Source organism: Timaviella obliquedivisa GSE-PSE-MK23-08B, from assembly GCA_019358855.1.
Lineage (GTDB): Bacteria > Cyanobacteriota > Cyanobacteriia > Elainellales > Elainellaceae > Timaviella > Timaviella obliquedivisa.
The window spans coordinates 67,461-87,391 of record JAHHII010000017.1 but is presented as its reverse complement, the minus strand read 5'-3'; the positions used below and the strand labels follow the sequence as shown (position 1 = coordinate 87,391).

Below are 19,931 nucleotides of genomic sequence, written 5' to 3'. Positions count from 1 at the left end.
GCTGCGATGAGAATAGCCTTTGAAAGAACGATCGCAATGTTTGTTGCGATGAGAATGATCTTTGCTGCGATGAGAATAGCCTTTGAAAGAACGATCGCAATGTTTGTTGCGATGAGAATGATCTTTGCTGCGATGAGAATAGCCTTTGAAAGAACGATCGCAATGTTTGTTGCGATGAGAATGATCTTTGTTGGATCAGGAATGGGCGATCTTAGAAAAGTTGTGGCAGTAGCAAGTGTTTGAACATCACCTGTATCTGTGATTGTGTCTGATAAAACATCAGAATTTCGATCGTCCCCCCAAACTCAAACTCAAATAAGGACTCTGCTCCGACCCCCTTTCTGCTTTTAGGGAGTTGCAATTAAATAACGCCCTAACCTGCCCCTAAATCCCCCAAATTGGGGGACTTTGAAAGGTTTGGAAGTCCTGCCCCAAAATGGGGGGACTTAGGGGGCTGAAAAGTTAATGCATCTTACTGATTCACTGATGTTTTATTTTCATGCAACTCCCTTATGGGGATGAGGGCTGCAAAGATGGGATTCCCTCATTACACTTAGAGGATATCTGAGAAGTCTAGATTGTTATCCGATCCGTCCCCTAAATCCCCCATTCTGGGGGACTTTGAAGGAGGAGTGGTGCGGAAGTCCCCCAGAATGGGGGGTTGGGGGGCGAGTGTAAGAATCCTTGATACTTCTCAGACATCCTCTTAGCAACCCTGATCTGTTCCGTTGCAGAAATTTACCATCCCACAATTATGCTGCCCATCAAAAGAGCGATCGCCACGCCCGCAAAATGCTGGGGTAACAGCTTCAAGAACGGTTGACGAGCAATTTTTTGAGTTAACACTACGCTGGCTAAAACCGATGAAAATAACGCAACGGTCTGTAGAAATGCAACTACCGCAGGATGAGCAATCCAGAGGGGAAGGTTGGCTGTTGCTAGCCCAAAGGTTGCAAAGGTGACTGGAATAATCTGACCGCCTTCAGAAAGCCCCAACCGGAGAAAGTGAGCCAACAATCCGCCCATCGCCAGGGGCAAATATCCGTATGCTAATTCTACGAAGGGGCGATGTTTACTGCTCAGTAATCGAATTAAAAAATGTGTGGGAAGGGCGATCGCAATGGGCACTAATAAGGCTGCGATCGAAACTAACGTGTGACTGCCAAAATTCTCTAAATGCAAATTCAAGCCTAACTGTTGTTCAATCTCGGGCAATCTGTGCAAAAACGTAGCGCCAAATAGTAGAAACAACAACGCAACTTCAGGATAATTTGCTTTATGAGTTGTCCAGAGTTCAATTCCAGGCGGACGCAAATTTAATTCTACTGATCGGTGGGGACAAGCTTTTAAGCAGGTCATGCACAGAACACAATCTTTATTGTCTTGTAGCTGTGCTGGATGAGAATAGATAGGGCAACCGCCCGTTTCTTGACCCTCGCCCTTTTGCGAACCGCCTTTATAGCATTGGTAAGTAGTGCAGGTTGCCGAACAAATTCCTTGCTGTGCCCGTAGTTCAATCATTGAGAGTTTGGCAAACATCCCGTTCATGCCACCAATGGGGCAGAGGTAGCGACACCAAAATCGCCGTTCAAACAAAAGCGAAAATATTACTGCGCCTGCCGTAATGAGGAGGAGTAAACAGCCTGATAAATATGCCGTATTTTCTAAATCCCATAGCTCTTCCCAAAGCAAAATTAAGGCAAATAACCCAAATAAGAACCAGCCACCAATCCGCTCGGCTTCCTGGCGCGGCCACGATCGCAACTGTCGAGGAAACCACTTGAGCGACAGTTTCTGCACCAGTTCGCCATAAATCATGAACGGACAAAAGGCACACCAAATGCGTCCCAAAAATGGAAAGATCAACAAACTTCCTAGCCACCACCAATCCCAAAAAAGATTCAACACAAAATTGCGATCGCGGCTTTGAGGGCCAAAGAGCAAAATTGCCACGGCTAGCGCAAAGCCCACCAGCGTCAAGCCATAGTTAATGCGATCGGGATACCACTCACTGCGCAAGAAGCGCCGCAGCCACGGGTAAGCGTTAAGCAAATTTACTCGAAACCGTCGTTCTTTGCCACCCGCCGCCCAGAAGACTTCTTCTGTTAATTCAGTTGCTCCTCCTGCCTGCACCAAAGCCCGCGCCAGCAAATTATCTAACTCGGTTAAATTGCCCGGAAAATCGTAGCCTTGCAGTCGCCTCAATGCTTCTGGGGTGACCTTAGGTTGACTTAAACCACGCGATCGACAGAGCAACCCCAGGTAATATTCAACCTGAGCTTTGATATCTGCCTTCCGAACTCGCAGCGGCGGCACCTTAATACTGTGCTTAATCAGCTTGCACTGAGAGATCTGAGGAATGACTTTTTCTGCAATCATCATGATCCGAGCTTCGGTCTGTTTGGGCAGGGACTCTGTGTCTTCTCGCGATACAGGAGTATATTCGCCCGTGTTTAATAACTGTTTAAGTTTGTCTAGAAGTTCGGTAGGTAGATCTTCTAAATTGTTGAGCATTACGGTGCCGTGCCCAATCCATTCCAGCAGCCCTGGCTTAGTGCCGCGCCCAAAGAGTTCTACTCCATTGGCTTGGAGCGTACTGCAATTAACCTTGATTAAAGGTTCTTTGCGATCGCGCGACCCAAAATGAATTAATGCGGCAATATTGTCTTTGTTCAGACCAGGTTCTCCCAATATTAAAACAGCGCCTGTTTCTTGAGTTGCCTTTTTGATATCTTGCCTCAAGCGCACGGCGTAGCGGCTAGAACCGACAATGCCCCGTCTTACCTTAGGAACAACATAGGGACGCAAAGCCGCTGAGCGATCGCGCTCATAAGCTAATTCTGATTCGGCGCGTTGCAAATCAGTGGCTAGCTGTTTTGAAAGGGCTTGAGCAATTTCAGGATGCTGCTGGGCGATGGCTAAAAACTCGTCGCGCGAAACTTGCCAAAGAACACAATCATCTAAGGTAATGCTAGTTTCATCAGCGGTTTGATTTAGTAGAAGTTCCTTGAGATAGAGAACCGAACCCGGCAGCATTCCAACGGCTCTCGCCATACTGTTGGGACTAGTCCGGTAGCTTTCAACATGTCCGCTATAAAGAATGTATAGCGCGTCAGGAACGGTGTCTTCAAGAACAAGGCGGCGATTGGCAGAGATATGGGTTTCTTGCAAGTGGGTGGCGATCGCGCTGAGTGCGGCGGGGGCGATCGTTCCCAGCAGGGTATGGCTTTGTAACCAATCTTTTCTAACTGAGATATCCATAGTTTTCGTAAGAGAGGGTAATGGAGAGGTAATGAAACTAATCGGCGTTGCTGAATGATGGTATGAATTCGCCCCCCAACCCCCCATTCTGGAGGACTCCCGAACCTTCAAAGTCCCTCACGTGTGGGGAATTTAAGGGGCGTTCCAGAAAGTCGCTACCCACCGATTCATACTTGAATTCAGCAACGCCACTAATCTACCGTGGTTTATGGATGAAGCATCTTTACTTTAATGAACTCAAGCTCCTGTCTGTTTTACAAAATTCTGCAAGTGGACTAACATTCTGCTGAAGATTGCTATATGCTTTCAATGCAATATATACCGCCCTCCATCAACCCTCACTTGGGATAGAAGCGTGAATCTTCCACTGATTACCCAGGCTCAAAAGCATCACGAGAGAACAGCGATCGTTGCTACTGAAGGAGCATTTAGCTACCAGGATTTACTTCATGTGTCTGGGCAAATTGCGACCCGGTTGCTCAATAGTGCAGAAGACTTAGAAGAACAGCGCATTGCCTTTCTCATTCCCTCTGGGTTTCAGTATGTTGCTACTCAATGGGGAATTTGGCGGGCTGGCGGCATTGCGGTACCGTTGTGCCAGGTTCACCCACGCCCTGAATTAGAGTACGTCATTACCCATTGCAGCGCATCAGTTATTGTGGCGCATCCTAGTTTTGAAACAATCCTCCGTCCGATCGCTGAAGCCCACCACTTGCGCTTAATTTTGACATCAGATCCGCTCCCAACCCCTGCCATTCTCCCCGCGATCGCGACCACCAGACGGGCATTAATTCTTTACACCAGCGGGACAACGGGCAAACCGAAAGGCGTAGTCATCACCCACGATAACATTCAAGCGCAGGTGACGAGCTTGGTCACTGCCTGGGAATGGGTGGCTGATGATCGCATTTTGCATGTTCTGCCGTTGCATCATATTCATGGAATTATCAACGTGTTGACCTGCGCCCTATGGGTGGGAGCAGAGTGCCACATGGTTCCTAAGTTTGATGCTGAAGCAGTTTGGAGCCGCATCAGTGAGGGTGACTTGACTCTATTTATGGCAGTTCCAACGATTTATGCAAAGTTGATTGCTGCCTGGGATGCTGCTAGTCATCCTTTGGATGATGAAAAGATGCGCGATCGCCAGCAGCGCAGAATCGCTGGGTGTGCCAAAATGCGTCTGATGGTTTCTGGATCGGCGGCGTTACCCGTTCAAGTTTTAGAAAAATGGCATAGTATCAGCGGTCACTTCTTATTAGAGCGATATGGAATGACTGAAATTGGAATGGCGCTTTCCAATCCTTTACACGGTCAGAGAGGGGCAGGCTCAGTGGGCAAGCCTCTGCCTCAAGTGCATGTGAGATTAGTCGATGAGATGGGAATCGTGTCACCTGGAACACCGGGAGAAATTCAAGTCAAAGGCGCTGGAGTATTTTTAGAATATTGGCAAAACCCAGAAGCCACTTCAAAAGCTTTCGATGACGGCTGGTTTCGTACCGGAGACTTTGCTGTAATTGAGGGCGATCGCTATCGGATCTTAGGTCGAATGAGCGTAGATATTATTAAAACAGGCGGGTACAAAGTTTCAGCGCTAGAAATTGAGGAAGTGTTACGAACCCATCCTTTGATTCAGGAATGTGCTGTGGTTGGAGTTCCTGACCTAGAGTGGGGTGAGCGAGTTTGTGCGGCGCTCGTGTTGCGCAAAGAAGAATCATATGCAACCCAAGGTTTGTCATTAGAAGCTTTCAGGAGTTGGGCAAAAGAGCAATTGGCAGTCTATAAAGTGCCCACTCGAATTCTAGTTATTGAAGAATTACCCCGCAACGCCATGGGAAAAGTAACTAAGCCTACAGTGGTTGAGTTGTTCTTGTAGCAACCTTTTACGCTGGTTAAGATGAGTAGGAATAAAACATAATTGGGTCGATTCAACTCCTATCTCTGAGAGCTTAAGCTTTGTTTGATCACGCCCCAATAGCGATTTCTGAGAGGTTGTAAAAAGTCATGGTGATTCTGCTTATAGGAGTCTCTGGCTCTGGAAAAACGACGATTGGTAGAGGTCTGGCATTAGAACTGAATTGGAAGTTCAAAGATGCAGATGATTTTCATTCTGATGCAAACATTGAAAAAATGCGTCAAGGTATTTCGCTTAATGACGACGATCGCCGCCCCTGGCTTCAGGCACTCCGACGCGCAATTGATGAAGCACTTCAGACCAATGCCAATCTCATTCTTGCGTGTTCTGCTCTCAAAGCAGCCTATCGTCAGGTTTTGGGTGAACCCTCAGAGCAGGTAAAATTTGTTTATCTGAAAGGCTCTTTTGAACTTATTGAACAACGCCTGACGCAGCGCCAAGGACATTACATGAAAGCTAATCTATTAAGAACTCAATTCGATGCGTTAGAAGAACCCCCCAATGCGATCGCGGTTGAGATCGATCAATCTCCATCAGCGATCGCCCAACAGATCAAAAACTACTTACACCTCTAATGCCCATGAGGGGAAGCGTTGCTAAATTACAGCATAAAAACCGACGTTGCTGAATTGTAGTATGAAAATCCGGTTCCCCTGCCCTTTTAGGGAAGGGGCTAGGGGTTAGGTTGAGTTGGCAACGCAGCGAATAGACCTCTCCCCCAACCCCTCTCCTGAAGGAAAGGGGCTTTGAGCAGATTCATACTCTCATTCAGCAATGTTCAAATTCGATGAAACAGCGACTTTAGCTAAAAAGCTAGGTAAATGAGTGCTTTATCAAGTAGCTTATGTGCAGCTAATAAGGGCTTAAATCTCTATGATTTTCAGTAGCTATGATGTGTACATCAATATTTTTAAGTTCCATTAGGGCATTGCGCCGCGAGATCCCTATGAAATTCATACCTTCGAGCAGCAACGCCGAAAAATCATCTGTTTGATTCTTCCTCATTTTCACACGTCTAGAACACTACCTATCTTGTCAATGTAAGCAAATATACTTGGCGGTGCCCGTCTATTATTTAGGATTGCCACAGTCGACTTTGTGCGTCTGATCGTCCAAAAGATAGATTCACGAAGTCAGTTAGGACAGTAATTTTGTAGTAGTAGGATTTACCTCATTAGAATATTGAGCGATTAAGATCTAGCAAAATTACCTAACTTAGGAAAGAGACTTTATGGAAAGTGATTGCTTGCCAGCAATGGCAGAACGTTTGCCATGCTTACTGAGCGATCGCTCTGTGCAACCTCTTGTGAAAGTTCGTCCTCTGTCTCAGTGTAATATCTGCGTCATTATCCCGGTTCGTGACGAAGCGGAGACTATAGAATCTACCTTATTGGCTTTAGTCCATCAAGTGAATTTTCAGGGTTGCCCATTAGACCCAGATTCATATGAAGTGATTGTTTTGGCTAATAATTGTAGGGATAATTCAGCTGCGATCGCCCGTCGGTTTGCCGAACAATACCCTACATTTGTGCTGCATGTTGTAGAAATAGAGTTGCCCCATGCGCAGGCTTACATTGGGCGGGTTAGACAACTTTTAATGGATGAAGCCTATTATCGTTTGGTTCAATTAGGGCACAATCGCGGCTTAATTGCCTCGACTGATGGCGACACTCGCGTTGCACCTAACTGGATTGCTGCTACCTTGGAGGAGATCCATAGAGGTGCGGATGCTGTCTCTGGAAGACTGTTGACCGATCGTAACGATCGTGCTTTGCTAGATACTCATACTCGTGCCTGTTATCTACGAGCAGTTGGCTACGGATATCTTAGTGTTGAGCTAGAAGCCTACATTGATCCTGATCCCTTTGACTGTCTACCCCGACATCATCAGCACGGCGGAGCAAGTTTGGCGGTCACTGCCGAAATGTATGCGATCGCTGGAGGAATGCCATCAGTTCGTACCCCTGAAGATGTAGCGTTTTATCAAGCTCTGGTTCGAGTTGGCGCTCGGTTTTGTCATAGTTCACAGGTACGAGTGTTTACGTCTATGCGTCGGCAAGGACGAACGGATAACGGAATGGCAAATCAGTTGAGTCAATGGACCGACTTGGGGCAGCAACATCAGCCTTACTTAGTAGAATCTGCTGCTGCCTTGGAAACTCGTTGGTGGGGACGAAAAAATCTGCGCAGTCTGTGGAGATGCACGCTAGATGGCTTTCCGCCCAAAGCTCAAGAGATCAGAGCGATCGCCAATTTGCTTCAAGTTAACGCTCTGTGGTTAAATCAGGCAATGGTAAAAGCTGGTTCCTTTGCTGAGTTATTCATGTTAGTTGAGCAGCAACAGATGCAAGAGGGCAATTGGCAAAAGACTTGGAAGCCCGTCGAAATTAAACGGGCGATCGCCGACCTACGCCTAAGAATTAACCGTCTTCGTCAAGAGCAGCAATTAAGACTTGCAATGACAAGCTACCCTACGAAATTTTGTGTTTCTAACCTAGCGCCCTACTCGTCAAAAGATAACTTAGCTAACTCGTTCAAACAGATCTAATCTATATTGCTCTTCTCGCTGACCAACCACATGTTGCAACGGTTGAGGGGATAGATTTAGGAATGACTCATGAACGTCATCACCACTTAGAGGATAATCTTCTGCATACAAAGTCCAATGAATTAAAAGCAAATTTCCACCTACCTGTAAATGATTAAGAATATGGGTTTGAGTTTGATGTAAGTCTTGCCATGATAAGTAATAACCCACTTCTGAAACTAAAATTAGGTCAAATGATTCATCAGGAAATTGCTGAGGAACTTGCATGATTTGAAAACGAACCTGGGGAAAGTTTTGGCACCTTTGAATTGCTTTTGCCTGAGCAGTCTCAGAGACATCGATAGATAATAAAGCATCACAGCGATCGGCTAATTTTTCGGTCAGAACACCGATAGAGCCACCAATTTCAAAGGCAGAACGATAGCGAGACTTAGGAAGAGTGGCGATCGTTGTAGCATATTTTTTTCTTTCGTATTCACTGGTTTCAAACTGCCATGGGTCAGGGTTTTCCCTGTACATTTTTTCAAAGTAGCTGGGGGGTAAAGATTGCGGTTGGGATGGGTTCATGGCTATTTCGCGGGTATAGATTTTTCGGTGTATGCTTCTTCCAAGTACAGTTCCCAGGGTTGGTTAAAGTGGGTCAACATTTCAGCAGAGAGTCGAAATCCTAGAGGATCATCACTAATTAAATCAGTGACTTGGGAACGGTACGTGGCGATTGCGTCTTGCTTCAATTTTCTTACGGCTTGAATATCTAGCCTCCAAGCTCTCAGTGAACTAAAATCTCCTCTATCTCCACGCTGGGTCAGGTCCCAGTCCCAAATTGGGTATTCGATCAATCTAGGATAAGGTGATATTAGAGCAGAGGTCAGTATTTGCCAAGTAGCGCGGTGATCTGCGTGGGGGTCTTGTCTCCAAGGTAAAAAAACAGTCTGCGGAGCGATCGCCTTCAGGTAGCGCTGACACGTTAATACTACAGCGCTAAACTCTGCCTTTGTTGAAATTGGAACAGCGCTATCGGGTAGTCCTAAAAAGGTAATCTGATTGATATCTACTCCTAAAGTTGTCATTGCTGAGCGCGTTTCTTGTTCTCGTAGCGATCGCAGTGCTGTCGCCGGATATTGTTGAGAATTGGGGTGAGACATTGTGCCATCACTCATGACAAGAATGTGAACGTTACAACCTAGCGATCGCAGCAGCGCGATTGCTCCTCCACATCCTAAGCACTCATCATCTGGGTGGGGTGCAACGATCAGAACAGGACTCGTGGCGATTGCTTCTACTGAATAGAGTGGTAGCACAGTAGGATTCTTTAGCGCAGACTCAATCATTCTGCGACTCCCATAGTTGTTGAGCGGGAGCAGTCTGGCGCAAAGCGTATTTGCCTACGTCTGCCAAAACAGCATCAAAGGCGGGTTGCCGTAAATAGAGTGTTAAATCTCGAATGATCCGCTCCATAGGATACGGCGGCAGTAAACCCCGCGTACCGATTGATCGCTCACAAAGCTGCATCATGTCCATACAGATTTGCTCAATCGCAGTTCGTACCATATTGGCATAAGCCACTAGACGATCAGCTTCAGGTTGTGCTTTGCTGGGATCACCGCCAAAGATAGACGAGTGCTGAGAAAACCGGGCAGCTGCACCTTGTAGCCAAAGGTTACCGCTTTCTAAAGCGATCGCCATCTGCCCCAGTCGCACCTCTTGGTAGGGATCAGTAGTTCTTTTAAGGTCGTGTAAATATTGACGTGTCGTATTGAACAGTGCCTCTGCTCCGCCCAATTGCACCGCAGCAAAACGAATTGCACCTCCCGATAGCCAGGGCTGGCGATGGTAGTCATCGGGTTGACCAATCAACGATCGCTCGTCTAGTTCGACGCTGCTAAAGTCAACTTTGTAACTAGCAGTCGCTTTCATCCCGCTCGGTTGCCACCAGGTTGAATCGCTTAAAGTGACTACTTCATCCATTGGCACAATGCACATTTGCCAACGTCCATCGGGCAATGCCCCGTTTACAAAAGGGCGATCGACACAACCAACGCCCGAGCAAAATGTTTTAGATCCCTCTAAACGATATCGCCCATTGCCTAGAGGAATGAGCTTAACGCCATCTCCGGCTTCTGCATTCCACACGCCAAACACTTTATTGCGATCGCGGACATCATTGGCATATTGCTTGATTTGTGCTGCTGTTCCAAAAGTTTGAATTAGTTGAAGTGCGTTGATATGTCCTTCATAAATCCGCCCAACTGCCAAATTGCCGCGACCGATCTGTTGAAGAATAACAAGTGTCTCATGAAGAGTATGAGTATCAATTCCTAAGCCTACGCCTCCTAGACTTGGTTGCAAGGGCGCAGTTAACAAACCCATCTCAGCAAGCTGCTGGAATTCTTGACGCGGGTATTTGCCATGGCAATCAATTTCGGCAGCATGACTCGTGCAAAAATCAGCCGCTGCGATCGCCTGTGTCAAGACATCTGAAACTGACCTTGGTAAAAGTGCAGCAGGCGAGTCACCTAACGGATGATGTAAAAATTGCGTAGCGATAGAAACCTCCCTAGTTTGCCCGAAGTAGACGGACTAAATTTTAGAAGTATGAGTTAAAGCTAACTCTGAAATCTTCTATCTTTAGGCAGGATTTAATGCTAATTCCATTTTTCTCATCACTTAAACCTTTGCTTAAAATTTCTTACGCTGCTGAGTTGGAACACATTTTTCTCTTAGAAGGCTGACTGGTTCCCATGTGCGATCGCTCCTTCTGAGGTTTAAAAGCTGAGTGATTCTGATTAAGTCGATATTTGGGGTGACCAGATAGCTCAGAAGATTGCTTCAACCCATTGCTGAAGTCTCCTACTACTAAAAGCGTATCTTGCGTAAAAGGTTGAGTTTTATATTCTCCGACAACCGAGACAAGAGCCGATTCTTCTAGCTTGCCAGTTTGTAGGGTAAAACCAGTTTGCTGCCAGTCCAGGCTGATATTACTGCATTTCTTACTATTACTGATTTGAAAATTTAAGAAATCCCGATGACCCGGTGTATCTAAGCCACCTGTCACTTCTAAAAAGTCTAAGCGGACAGGTTTACGAGTGACATCGTATACACCAAACGCAATTCTACCGAGGGTATTTGCTGCTTGAGTGTCTGCATTTTGCAAACTTGTGTTCATCTGCAAAAATCCTGAAAAGTTAAACGAGAACGTTTCTCCTGCCGGGACGAAGAAAGCACCTGCAACAGTAGCAAATCCCTCAGCTACTCCTTTAAAGCTGGTTCCTTCACTAATGACCTCAGCCGTGACGCTGCTCAGTCCAATGTCTTTATTGGTAATGGGATTTAGACCGAAAAATGCATCTGCGATCGCCACAGCAAGCACCTTACCAGTTTCACTGAATACAACACTATTAGTCACCGTGTCGCTTTGAGCCGCGATCGCTGGTTGATTGAAGTTGTTAAAGATAAAACTTTCTGTAGAAATTGCTCTGGCTTTACTAGCTTCTAGTGCATTACTAGATCTAACTGTGGCAATCCCCCCTAAACCCCGAGTCTGACCAGGCATTAAGGCGATCGCATCTTTCTTACTCAAATAAGAAGATTTTAGTAAAGTTTGCTTTGAGTCTGTAATAGTACTTAAATACTGACTTGTTTCTTTCATAACATTTCCTGTTAAAAAGTAAGTTAAGTATTGAAACTTCAGCAACTTATTTAGTTACAATTGCTGAAGTGTCTGAACGTTAGCCTTCAAGTTAATATAAATTAGCTGGACTTTCGTAAGAGGAGTGTAAACCCTCCCTCTTCCTCATAAAGAATTTATAAAAACTGTTTTACCCATTCTGATCCTTTAGTTCTTATCTTTTTCCTTTCAGGTGAGACGGAAAAGTTAAGTAAGAGTAGTATTTTCTTATACACTGTTAAATTAAGTTATCAAAGCTAACACTACTAAGTATCGGATTTTACATTTACCTTCAACGATAGAATTCTTTATGAAGAAACTGTGAATTTCTCTGGTTTTCTGTGAAGAATCGATGAATTCTTTGAAATTCCTATCTCGAAACAATTGCTTTATTTGAATTTTTAGCGAATAAACAGAAAACGGGCAAAAAATTGCTCAATCCTTGTCTGTTAAAGGATAAAAGCTCAAGAGTTTGACTGAGAAATGTTCTGGTGCTGGCAGAGATTCATGGTAGTACAGCTATGTTTTGTCACTGCTTTGTCACTTTAGTTGTCCGTAGAGTCACTAGCTTTTATTTTGATTTCTGATATTATGTGACCAATGTTGCAGATCGATCTTGCACAATCGGTTTCAGCTTCACGGAAATCTAGATTAATTCAAAGATCGAGTTGAACCCAGCAGGTTTAACTCATTGGTAGTTTTGAAATTATTGACCATCATTGCATTAAATGAGGTTCTCACAATGGCATCTACCCCTACCGAACGCATTTTGACTTTACACCGTCAGTATTTCGGTATCGACAGTGTACTGATTCATTGATTCTCAGATATCTCAAGGATGATCAAGGCTAGTTAGCTTTTTTATCTTCACTGATTCCTTGATCTTTAAAGATTTTCGTAAGTTCGTGCTTTTGATTAGCAATGCAGAATCATTGAGTTCAGGCAATGTTAATCATAGAAGCGGTAGATTTGTTTGTTCGTCAGTTATTCGCTTTTGTAGGATCACGGTTCTGCTAATCGATTAGTTCTTTTATTCCAAATTTTTGATTTGGAAGACTAGCTTGGTGTTCCGTTTTATTTATGAAGAAAAGTATTTTTGTCTACGTTTTTAGGTGGTACCGGAAATGTGGAAGCTGAGTTGATTTTAGGGTTTTACAACTAATGAGGTTTGGTCATGAGCCATAATCTTAAGGTGAGAGGTTTAAATTTTACTCTCCGACCTTCAGAATCCTTAGAAAACCCGTCAGCGATCGCCCAACTGCTGACGGCAAGCCAGGTTGATGCAAGTGTTATTTCGCAAATTATTCAAGCATTTGAAGTTAGCTACTTTCAATTAGGAGATGACATTCTGGTGCCTTCGCCAGAAGACTTAAACAATGTCGTCTCAGATTTCTATTTGATTTGTCAGGGTCAGGTGCGCTTGCTTTGCCAAGGCGAGCATCACCCCCGATCAGTAACAGCAATGTTATTAGATGTAAATAGTGGGTTTGGGGCAGATCATTTATTGAGTCCTACGCCCTTTCCCTACCGGGCGATCGCCGTGGGAAGCGTTCAGATTGCTCGGCTGGCGGCAAATCAACTCGCACCTTTGTTAGAAAAATATCCACTGCTGCGATCGCATTTACAGCAAGCTGCGCTCCAGCGAGAACGGGTAATTTTTTTCAAGACGGCTACTTCACTGGAATCTTGTTCGAGTCATCAGCTTAAGCAATTTACATCTCTATTAACAGAACAGCAGATAGCTGCGGGTGAATCTTTAACCCACGCCACGCCTGCTGATACAGGTCATTTTTGGCTGCGGCAGGGCAAAATTTTCAAGGCGGCAGATGAGGCGGCAGACGATGTCCATTCATTAAGTTCTGGAGATCTGATTCCTACCCATTGGGGCTATCCAGAAGCCACTCCACCCCATTGGGTTGCCCAAACCGACTTACGAGTTTATGTCTTACCTTTTAATCAGTGGCAAGCTGCTAATGCCATTATTCCTACCTTAAACCTGTCGGCGTTAGATGGGGATGCGGAGTCTCAGCCTGTATCAAAGCCTTCTACATCAAAACCTTCTACAAAGCCGAGCGTGGCGCGATCGCCTCAATTGCACCACTATCTACACAAACAGAAAATTCCTTCTCAGCTAGAAGCCACCCCATCAGAGCGAGAAGCGATCGCTTTTCCAAAACCCCTAAAACGCCATCTCTCCGACTTTCTACAGCGCTACCCCTGGATAGAGCAGCAAAGCTCTTCTGATTGCGGTGCCGCTTGTTTGGCAATGCTTTGTGCTTATTGGGATAATCCTCTTCCCATCCATGTTTTACGAGAGCGAGCCAATGTCGGGCGATCGGGTACCTCGCTGAAAGGATTAGCCAACGCAGCAGAAAATGTCGGCTTTCACGCTCGACCTGTGCGAGCTAATCTAGTGCGGATGGCAGAACAAACCGAGCCCTGGATTGCCCACTGGGAAGGAATGCACTACGTTGTTGTCTATCAAATCAAAGGGGATCAAGTCATCCTGGCAGATCCGGCGCTGGGTCGCCGTCGCGTTACGCGCGCGGTTTTTCAAGAGCATTGGACAGGTTATGCTTTGTTGCTAGAACCTACGGCGAAACTATCCGAATCTGAAACTCAAAAATCCTCATTTGGACGCTATTTTGGAACGTTATTTTCCTACCGATCCCTGATTGCACAAATCATCTTTTTCTCTGTGCTGATTCAGGTTTTTGGATTAATTACCCCTTTGCTAACTCAAGTGATTCTCGATCGCGTTGTGGTTGAGAAAAGCCTTAACACTTTAAATGTTTTTGCTCTAGGACTACTACTCTTTACTTTTGGAAACATTGGTTTATCTTTGGTCAGGCAATACCTGCTGAGCTTTTTATCAAATCGTCTGGATTTGACTTTAATTAGTGGCTTCATTAGCCATACGCTCTCTTTGCCCCTAAAGTTTTTTGAAGCTCGACGAGTCGGTGATATTCTGACTCGCGTTCAAGAAAATCAGAAGATTCAAAGATTTTTGATTCAGCAGGTTGTCTTAGCTTGGTTAAACTTTTTAACTGGGTTTATTTACTTGGGGCTAATGCTCTACTACAACTGGCGGCTGACCATGCTGGTGCTGCTGCTGATTCCGCCCATCCTGCTGCTCACCTTGGCGGCAACCCCAATGCTGCGACAGATATCGCGAGAGATCTTCAAAGAAACAACTGACCAAAGCTCAGTTTTAGTAGAAATGATGACGGGTATTAATACCATTAAAGCGGTCGCGTCGGAACGAGAGATACGATGGCGATGGGAAGATCATTTAACTCGTCAGATGAATACCCAGTTTCGGGGGCAAAAGCTAGGCATTAAGCTGCAAGCAATGAACGGTTTGATTAATGGCATCGGTAGCACGGCGTTGCTGTGGTATGGCGCAACACTGGTGATTCAAGATCAACTGACCATTGGGCAATTTGTTGCGTTCAATATGATGATGGGCTACGTCATTAGCCCTATTATTGCCTTGGCTAATCTGTGGGATGAATTGCAAGATGTCTTGATTTCCATTGAGCGGCTTGATGATGTGTTTGAAACTGCGCCTGAAGCCACACCTGGACAGTCTTTATTGATGCTGCCTTGCTTGCGGGGTAATGTCCGTTTTGAGAACGTTACGTTTCGGTACAGTGAAGATGAGGAGCGAAATACACTCCAAAACATTTCTTTTGAGGCTGAGGCAGGGCAAATGATTGCCATTGTCGGGCGTAGCGGCTCTGGGAAGACTACTTTAGTTAATCTTTTGGAAGGTCTTTATCAACCTAATCATGGGCGAGTTCTGATTGATGGACATGATATTCGTCATGTTTCACAGCAATCCTTACGATCGCAGTTTGGAGTTGTTCCTCAGGAATGTTTTCTCTTTTCAGGAACAATTTTAGAAAATATTACGCTCTACCGCTCAGAATACTCTTTAGAACAGGCTGTAGAAGCTGCAAAGCTAGCTGAGGCACATGGATTTATTCAAAATATGCCCCTTGGCTACAGCACTAAAGTGGGAGAACGAGGCGTTTGCTTATCGGGAGGACAACGGCAGCGAATTGCGATCGCGAGGGCACTGCTAACGCATCCCCGGGTCTTAATTCTAGATGAAGCGACAAGCGCTTTGGATACTGAATCTGAAAGCCGCTTTCAACACAATTTAATGCAAATTAGTGGCAAATCTTCTAGAGAGACACGCACTGTCTTTGTCATTGCTCATCGTTTGTCTACTATTCGCAATGCAGACAATATTTTAGTAATTGATCGAGGCAATCTTGTTGAACAAGGAACGCACACCGAATTAATTGCTTCTCACGGTCTTTATTATCATTTGGCGCAGCAACAGCTAGACCTGTGAAATTGGCGATACATCAACTCAATATTTGAAACAGATGGGCATCTAAAGTTTATTCACTTTTATCAAAAGGAATACCTCTATGCGTTTGCACAACTTTTTAGGCGATTCTTTAGTCGATACAGATTCTACGCCCTCTCGTAGATATTATTTATCCCAACAACTTGCGATCGCTGATTTAAGGGCAGTCACCTTTGCGCCTCTGGGCGATCGCGAAGCAAAGTCAATTCACGGTGGGATCGCTGCTCCTGATAGGGTTGTCCCAGAGAATTTTACCCCTGCGCCAACGCCTTCAGTCCACCCTCCTACACCGGGTCACCCTCCCTCCGATCTCCATTGGAGTCCAACGCTTCAAAACGTGCTCGATCGTCCATCCTCAAATTTACCTTGGCATCTAGCAGCAGCCGGAGTTTTATTTTGCTCTGTCTTTGCGGCTTGGGCATGGTTTGGACAAATTCAAGAAGTTAGCACTGCCGCCGGAAAACTGATTCCTAAGGGCGAGGTTTACAAAGTTCAACCGACTGCCCAAGCTGAGGTATCCAGGGTTTTGATTCGAGCAGGGGAGAGGGTAGAAGCAGGACAAATACTGGCTGAATTAGATCAGCGGTTAGAACTCAACGAAATTGCAGGCTTGCAGGAAAGCATTCAAGCAGATCAACTGGAATTAATACAGACGAAAGGATTAATTGCTCAAGCTCAACTAGAAATGCAGACGAGGCAAGCTATTTCGGCTGCGCAAATGCAGTCTCAAGTGGCAGCGATCGCTGAGGTTCAGACCGATGCTAATACCTACCGCCAACTCCTCACCGATTTGCAAGCTGAGATGACTGCTTATCAGAGTCGTCTTGACCGCCTCCAACCCCTAGTAGACGAAGGAGCGATCGCCCAGGATCATTTATTTGAAGTGGAGCAAACCTTGCGGCAACGCCAACAAACTGTTACCCAAAACCAAGGAAATTTGCAAAAAGTCTCAGCTTCAGGCGCCCAACTGCAAGCTAAACTCGCACAAGCAGAAGCAGAAGGGCAACAGAGCCAGCTTGAAGCCCAACAAAAATTGCAGCAGTTAACTATTCAAGTCAGCCAGTTACAATCCAAAATTGCAGCAACTGAAAATTCCCTGAAGGCAGCTAAAACTAAGCTGAAGTATAAGTTTATTCATGCTCCGGTAAACGGCATTGTCACTGATCTAAATGTGCATAACATTGGAGAAGTAACGAAACCGGGTGAAACTTTCGCCGAAATTATGCCGAATGGAGCATCGTTAGTTTTATCAGCCTTTTTACCTAATCAGGAAGCGGGCTTTGTTAAAAAAGGAATGACCGTTAGGATGAAGTTTAATGCTTTTCCTTACCAGCGCTATGGAACGGTTTCTGGGAAAGTTTTGTTCATTGCTCCTGATGCCACAATAGACGAACAGCTAGGCTCTGGTTACCGCATTGAAGTTGCACTCGATCAGTCTACTATTGGCACACAAGCTACCTTGCTTAAAGCCGGACAGACTGCAACTGCCGAAATTGTCACCCGTCAGCGACGCATTGTTGACATTTTGTTTGAGCCACTGAAGCAACTGCAAAAAAACGGTCTTTCTCTGTAAACCGTTCTATAGAAGCAAAGCATTTGCATCAAACTCTCGGTTGCGTTTCCGAAACCTGACTGCAAATGCTTTGCAATGCTTTACTCCTGTGCCCCCACATTCTTCATTCTAAGATTGATACTATGAACGTTAGCTTTAATCAATCCAAAAACCGTGCGACTCTGCAATCTGGCAGAATCATGACTTCTGAACAAATGACTCAAGTCATTGAGGCGATCGTTGATGGCAAGTATTCCTGGGCTTGTGTCTTAATGCTGCATTCGATTGGTTATAACCCAATCGACTACATTCCTTACCGAACGTATGCTCGTATTATAAAAGACAATAGATTGAGCGATCGCCGAGTGAACTCCAATCTCTCTTTGGCTAACCGAATTAATGACTTAAGTTGTTTAGAGCCTCTAGAAAAAGAAGGCGATCGAACCCAAATCAATAGTGTACGAGGCGGAAGTCGCGCTCAATCCTATTTGCCGTCTTGGCTCACCCGATGGATGTAATGACTTTGTAGTCGAATAACCTGAATGAATTGTCTGCAATGAGTTCTTGAAAAAGCTTTATTGCAGACAATTTCCCATGAAATTTTATCCGTGTAATTAACCTGTAATTAACCTGAAAGAATCTGCCAAAATGGCAAGTCAAACTAAAAAGAAGACCCTATTCTTAAGAAGTAATCGTTCAAGTTGAGTTACAAATTTGTTAGTCCCTTGAACGAAGTTACAACTCGCTGATTCGTGATTCTTAAACAACAAACAAGGAGCAATCTCATGTTGATTTCTGATCTTAACTACCTGAACGAAGTTTCCTCCGAATCTACTGACTTATCTGGAGGATTCAATCTGGGCTATGATTTTAGCCACATCTACTTCAATGAGTACCTCAACATTTACAAGAATGCCTATGTGAACACCTATGCTAAGGGTCATTTGGCTACATCTGAGTCGGATGCTAATGCCTACGGCTATGGCACGTTTACCCAAACCTTCAACAACGCTAACACTACTCCTTTCAGCTCTCATTCAAATGGTGTAGCCATTGCGGGAACTGGTTACTAGTTTTTAGGTTTTCATTTCCTCTTGAGAATTGACACTATAGTGTGACTCGTTCTCAAGAAACTGAGGAAAGCTTAAAGCTTAAGAAAGTCACTGAAAGTTAAATAAAAAATGACTTTCAGTGATTTTCTATCTTTGATTACCAGAGGCATTCTGAATGCTTATTAGTGCCGCAGTGAGGAAAGTATTGATGGAAGTTGATGACCTGAATTATCTAATTTCAATTGACGTTCATAAAACTGATCAAGTTCAGGGAGGATTATTTGCTGCTGTCAATGTCAATACCTATGCTTCATACAATTTAAGTGCTGCTAATGCCAATGCTATTGCAGTAGGTCAGTTTACCCAAACCTTCACAGATACTCAGGCTAATCTTTATCAAGGATATGTTTCAGGTCATAGTACCGCCTACGCAAAAGGAACTGCCTACGCCTCCAATGGTAACGATACCTATTCAGTTAGAGCTACTGAGAGAAAGAGTTATTGGTGGTAAACCATAATTGAACAAGAGAGGTGCATCGCCATGACTAAACTAGATTGGTTTATATCTGACTCGGGTCAAAAGTATAGTCAAAGTTCTAGTTCTAGTAGTTCTTTCGTTTCTACAGAAGGTGCAGGGAGTAGCTCAACTGCGACCACAACTGAATTAGATGGTTCCCAAACCACAAGCAGTGAGCAGATTTATACGCCTGGTGCAACATCAAGTAGCGGCAGCGCGATCGCCACGTCTTCTCCTGATGGAGCAACTGTCAGCACTAGCGTTGCAGCACCATCCCCTGAGCCATCCCCTGAGCTATCCCCTGAGCCATCCCCTGAGCCATCTAATCAGCCTACAGAGTCAACTACCAACGTATCTCCTAACCAGCCTAAGGAGTTAATCATTGATGTATCCCCTGCTCCATCTTCCCTAATCTCTAGTTCTGATAGCTCACTGGTTTCTGCGATCGCCACATTACCGATATTAATCAGTGCCGTGAGTTTTTCTAGTCAGTTTCATCAAGATGGGAAGTTTGTCAAAGGTCGCAGATTTAACGATTTTATTCGAGGAGGACGGCGCAACGATCAACTGTGGGGCGATCGTGGGCATGACCATTTATGGGGCAAAGGTGGCAATGATTGGATGACTGGAGGCGCAGGCAATGATATTCTCCGAGGTGGGCAGGGAGATGATTGGTTGAATGGCGGCAAGGGTGATGATGTCCTGATCGGTGGCTTGGGTCAAGACTGGCTAACTGGCGGCGATGGCGCTGATCGGTTTGTCTTGAATAAGGGAGTCACTGACCTCACCTTAGCCAATGTGATTATAGATTTTGATGCCGCCGAAGGTGATGTAATTCAAGTAGCAAAAAATATCGCTAATCGTGCCAAAGCTTTGCAAAATATTGTATTTGAAGTCTTTGACTCAGATGGAAACGGGAGCTTTGATGCAACTTTAATTCGATCAGGCGGTAGTAGAATTCAAGCGATCGTTCTCAACACTGTTAATTCATCGGGTCTATCGACGTTAATTTATTCAAATTTAACATTATCATCTTAAGCC

At 45.0% G+C, this 19,931-nt stretch carries 15 protein-coding genes; 10 read left to right on the top strand and 5 right to left on the bottom strand.

All coding sequences use genetic code 11. From position 1 onward, the window contains the following. A partial coding sequence (locus KME11_20920) for a hypothetical protein (GenBank protein MBW4517675.1) occupies nt 1-243 on the top strand: 243 nt, incomplete at its 5' end. Nucleotides 244-738: 495 nt separating this feature from the next. Here the strand turns inward: KME11_20920 and KME11_20915 are convergent. Then, nucleotides 739-3,261, bottom strand: coding sequence for a sigma 54-interacting transcriptional regulator (locus KME11_20915; protein ID MBW4517674.1), 2,523 nt, complete (start codon nt 3,259-3,261; stop codon nt 739-741). A gap of 355 nt (nt 3,262-3,616) precedes the next feature. Between KME11_20915 and KME11_20910 the strand changes: the two genes are divergently transcribed. The 3 genes from KME11_20910 to KME11_20900 all read left to right on the top strand — a co-directional run bounded on the left by KME11_20910 (nt 3,617) and on the right by KME11_20900 (nt 7,721). Continuing rightward, nucleotides 3,617-5,134 carry an acyl-CoA synthetase gene (locus tag KME11_20910; GenBank protein ID MBW4517673.1) on the top strand — a complete coding sequence of 506 codons (1,518 nt, stop codon included), beginning with the start codon at nt 3,617-3,619 and terminating at the stop codon, nt 5,132-5,134. A 128-nt stretch (nt 5,135-5,262) separates the two neighbouring features. Then, nucleotides 5,263-5,748, top strand: a complete 486-nt coding sequence (locus KME11_20905) for a gluconokinase (protein MBW4517672.1) — start codon at nt 5,263-5,265, stop codon at nt 5,746-5,748. 680 nt (nt 5,749-6,428) lie between these two features. Then, complete coding sequence (locus KME11_20900; GenBank protein MBW4517671.1) at nt 6,429-7,721, top strand: glycosyltransferase; 1,293 nt, start codon at nt 6,429-6,431, stop codon at nt 7,719-7,721. Here KME11_20900 and KME11_20895 read toward each other — a convergent pair. The 4 genes from KME11_20895 to KME11_20880 form a co-directional block, all read right to left on the bottom strand. Beyond that, nucleotides 7,695-8,288: a nodulation S family protein gene (locus KME11_20895; GenBank protein ID MBW4517670.1), complete on the bottom strand. Its 594-nt coding sequence runs from the start codon at nt 8,286-8,288 to the stop codon at nt 7,695-7,697. The genes KME11_20900 and KME11_20895 overlap by 27 nt on opposite strands. 2 nt (nt 8,289-8,290) lie before the next feature. After that, complete coding sequence (locus KME11_20890) at nt 8,291-9,052, bottom strand: PIG-L family deacetylase (GenBank protein MBW4517669.1); 762 nt, start codon at nt 9,050-9,052, stop codon at nt 8,291-8,293. Beyond that, the gene (locus KME11_20885; GenBank protein MBW4517668.1) at nt 9,045-10,268 is read right to left on the bottom strand and encodes an acyl-CoA/acyl-ACP dehydrogenase; all 1,224 of its coding nucleotides are present in this window, start codon (nt 10,266-10,268) and stop codon (nt 9,045-9,047) included. Before KME11_20885 ends, KME11_20890 begins: the two co-directional genes overlap by 8 nt. A 142-nt stretch (nt 10,269-10,410) precedes the next feature. After that, complete coding sequence (locus tag KME11_20880; GenBank protein ID MBW4517667.1) at nt 10,411-11,370, bottom strand: hypothetical protein; 960 nt, start codon at nt 11,368-11,370, stop codon at nt 10,411-10,413. Nucleotides 11,371-12,562: 1,192 nt separating this feature from the next. Between KME11_20880 and KME11_20875 the strand changes: the two genes are divergently transcribed. The 6 genes from KME11_20875 to KME11_20850 all read left to right on the top strand — a co-directional run bounded on the left by KME11_20875 (nt 12,563) and on the right by KME11_20850 (nt 19,928). Continuing rightward, nucleotides 12,563-15,751, top strand: coding sequence for a peptidase domain-containing ABC transporter (locus tag KME11_20875; protein ID MBW4517666.1), 3,189 nt, complete (start codon nt 12,563-12,565; stop codon nt 15,749-15,751). A 79-nt stretch (nt 15,752-15,830) separates the two neighbouring features. After that, nucleotides 15,831-17,342, top strand: coding sequence for an HlyD family efflux transporter periplasmic adaptor subunit (locus KME11_20870; protein MBW4517665.1), 1,512 nt, complete (start codon nt 15,831-15,833; stop codon nt 17,340-17,342). Nucleotides 17,343-17,464: 122 nt separating this feature from the next. Next, the gene (locus KME11_20865; protein ID MBW4517664.1) at nt 17,465-17,839 is read left to right on the top strand and encodes a HetP family heterocyst commitment protein; all 375 of its coding nucleotides are present in this window, start codon (nt 17,465-17,467) and stop codon (nt 17,837-17,839) included. Between the two features lie 267 nt (nt 17,840-18,106). Next, on the top strand, nt 18,107-18,394 hold the full coding sequence (locus KME11_20860; GenBank protein MBW4517663.1) for a hypothetical protein: 288 nt from the start codon (nt 18,107-18,109) through the stop codon (nt 18,392-18,394). A 187-nt stretch (nt 18,395-18,581) separates the two neighbouring features. After that, nucleotides 18,582-18,884 (top strand): hypothetical protein, encoded by a 303-nt coding sequence (locus KME11_20855; protein MBW4517662.1) that lies wholly within the window; start codon nt 18,582-18,584, stop codon nt 18,882-18,884. Between the two features lie 30 nt (nt 18,885-18,914). Further along, the gene (locus tag KME11_20850; GenBank protein MBW4517661.1) at nt 18,915-19,928 is read left to right on the top strand and encodes a hypothetical protein; all 1,014 of its coding nucleotides are present in this window, start codon (nt 18,915-18,917) and stop codon (nt 19,926-19,928) included. Nucleotides 19,929-19,931: the final 3 nt, after the last annotated feature.